The following is a 2,892-nucleotide window of genomic DNA, read 5'->3' on the forward strand; positions in this document are numbered from 1 at the left end:
GCGCGATCAGGGTGCGGCGATGGCCGACGTGCTGCTGCAGGTGCTGGCGGGGCAGGATCCGCCCCGCGAGACCATCCTTCCGCTCGAACTGGTCGTTCGAGAGAGCGCCTGAGCCACCCTCGACCCGGTTCTGTTGGAACCCCTGCCGCACCCGTTGCGGATACGTCGGAGATTCTGATGGAATCGGGCCGCTACACGCATGTTGACGCCCGATCTCCGACAGAACCGGAGGCACCGCTCCTGCAGCTCCGACAGAACCGGGGTGCGGACCGTCGCTACTTCGCCAGGCCGAGACGGCGGGCGGTGGAAACGGCGTCGGCCCAGGAGGAGACGCCGAGTTTGCGGTAGATCGACCGCAGCTGCGTCTTCACCGTGTTCGGCGAGACGTGCAGGCGGGCGGCGAGGTCCTTGGTCGAGTCTGCGCGCACGAGCTCGGCGACGACGGCGCGCTCGCGGTCGCTGAGGGCGTCGGTCGAGCGTGTTGCCCGCTGCAGTCCATCGCGCATCGTCTCGAGGTCGGCGACGAGCCGGCGTCCGGCGGCATCGAGCGTGAGCTCGCTCGCCTGAGCGATCGTCGTGTTCAGCGCTCCCATGCCCTGCATCGCGAACGGCAGCATCGGGCGTGCGCGCGAGGCGGCGACGATCGCCGCTTGCAGGTGCGAACGCGCGACATCGATCGATGATTCGGATCCGAGGTCGTGGTACGCCAGGAACAGGACGACGTGCGACCAGACAGCGAGCACTCCGGACCCCGGCGCGTCGCCCGTCGCCGCGAGGCACGCGAGTGCGCGCGCCGGCTCGCGGTCGCGGAGGTAGGCGCGGGCGCGCAGCAGGTCGATCGGGATCGTGCGCGTGCCCGCCGCCGGCAGATCATCGAGCACCGCGATCGCCTTCTCGCCGGATTCCGCATCGAGCAGCGCCTCGGCGCGCGCCCAGGCGAGGAGCGTCTGCGGGTTGCGCGCGAGGTCGCGGCCGCCGAGCTCCTGCTCGAACAGCTCGAGTCGGCTGAGCGCGAGACTCGACGTGCCGAGCAGGCTGTGTGCCATCGAGCGCAGAACGACCGTGACGAAGCGCAGGGTGTGCGGGTCGTCGATGGCGGAGACCTCGGTCGTGTCGAGCGCCTCCTGCAGAGCGCGCGGATCGACGACGTAGAGTGCGCTCGAGATCGCCACGATCCCGCGCATCGACGGGGAGACCGCCTGGGCGCCGACGAGTCCGTCGATGCGAGCCTGAAAACTGGTCGGAAGCGGCACGCCTCCGGGCGTCGCGATCAGCAGCATGTCGTGCGCGAACCGCGCGAGGCGGTCGTCGTGGGCGGCATGGGCGAGCGCGGCGGCGGCCGAGAACCATTCGGACGCGATGTCGGATCGCGACGCGTCGAAGGCGCTCAGCGCTGCCTGCATCAGCACTCCCGCGCGAACGATGCTGTGCGCCGGGTCTGCGGCGGCGTCACGGTCCGAATCGGCGAGCGTCTCGTGCGCGGCAAGCGCCTCGTCGAAGCGCCCGTCCAATCGCAGCAGGACGCCGCGCAGTGCGGCGGCCACGACACCGAGGTCGCCCTCCGGGGAGCCGACCTCGTCGAGAAGAGCCTCCGCCTGGCGCCGGTCGGTCTCCGAGATGCTGCCGGTGTGGTCCATGCTCGTCACGTCGAGAATGGTGCGCGCGAGGGCGACGCGCAACGCCGGATCCGGGTCGCGGTTCACGGCTTCTTCGAGCCACGGCCGCGCGCGTGCGACATCGACCTCGCCGAGCAGGCGCCAGTGGCGTGCGAGGAGGCGGGTGCGTGCGCCGGGCAGCTCGGCGACGATGGCCCACCCGTCGTCGGCATCGCCGTTCGACAGCAGTCGGGTCGCGAGTTCGGTGACGTCGGCATCGATCTGCTCGATCTGCACCTCGCGCTCCATGCGTGCGGTGAACGCGACGCGGAGGTCGGGACGCAGCTCGATCGTGTCGCGCTCCAGATCCTCGACGAAGAACCCGGATTGCAGCACGTTGTCGAGTGCCGCGCGCACGACCTCGTCGCGCCCCCACACGCTGAGCAGCGTGCGGCGGGGCATCGGGCCGATGCGGGCGGACACGAGCGCCGCCCGCCAGCCGTTCGGGCGGAAGACCCCGGCGGCAGCGGATCCGGCGAAGTGCGCCGACTGCTCGTCGCACCCCGCGCGCACGGCCGCGTCGTCGAGCGCACCGCGCACGGCGGCGGCCCGGAGCACCGCATCGACGAACCCGGCGTGGGATCCGACCCGGTCGAGCAGCGCCGTCGCCTCGTCCCAGGTGAGGGTGAGGCCGAGCTGCTCGGCACGGTCGATCGCCTCGTCCGCCGTGAAGCCGAAGATGGATCCCGCGAAGACGCGCTCTGGCCGCATGCCCGCGTCGAGCAGCGGCGACGGCCACTGCGTGCTCGTCACCGCGATGAGAGTGGCGCTCGGCCACCGGTCGCGCACGGCCAACGTGGCGGTCACGTGGTCCTCGCGCATGCCCTCGAGCTCGAGGATCACGACGTCGGCGTCGGGAGTATCGGCGGGAACCTCCACGCGGTTCGATGACCACACGATCAGTCGAAGGTCGGACCCCTCGAGCCACTCGCGCACGCTCGAGGCGACGCCCGAGCGGTGCTGCGCCGTCACGAGCACGGTAGCGCCGGGCGTGACGCGTCGCCAGAGCGATACGAGGCGAGGTCTCGACAGCCGGTGACGATCGGTCATGCGTCCATTTTGGCACGGGGGTGACCGCGGGCGAATTGGGGGTGACCGGCGGGTGAAAACCCCCGCGATAGGGCGGAATTCCAGCGGTCATCGCCGTAATCTCGAAGAGTCGGGGGTCGCGATCACGCGACATCGACGGCCGAGAGGCTTTGGGCCCGGGCAGCGGTCGGGGGAGCGCAGCCCGGGC

The 2,892-nt window shown here is 71.2% G+C and carries 1 protein-coding gene; it reads right to left on the reverse strand.

Going from position 1 to position 2,892, the window contains the following annotated elements:
* Positions 1–275 precede the first annotated feature (275 nt).
* A complete protein-coding gene (locus ACTIAO_RS17550) occupies positions 276–2,705 on the reverse strand; it encodes a LuxR C-terminal-related transcriptional regulator (RefSeq protein WP_441841143.1) in 2,430 nt (809 codons plus the stop codon).
* Positions 2,706–2,892 lie beyond the last annotated feature (187 nt).

Source organism: Microbacterium sp. (assembly GCF_052099035.1).
Classification (GTDB): domain Bacteria; phylum Actinomycetota; class Actinomycetes; order Actinomycetales; family Microbacteriaceae; genus Microbacterium.

Bases quoted from the DNA above. Each gene is read 5' to 3' on its own strand.
- ACTIAO_RS17550 (WP_441841143.1), bottom strand. From the start codon at position 2,705: ATGACCGATCGTCACCGGCTGTCGAGACCTCGCCTCGTATCGCTCTGG.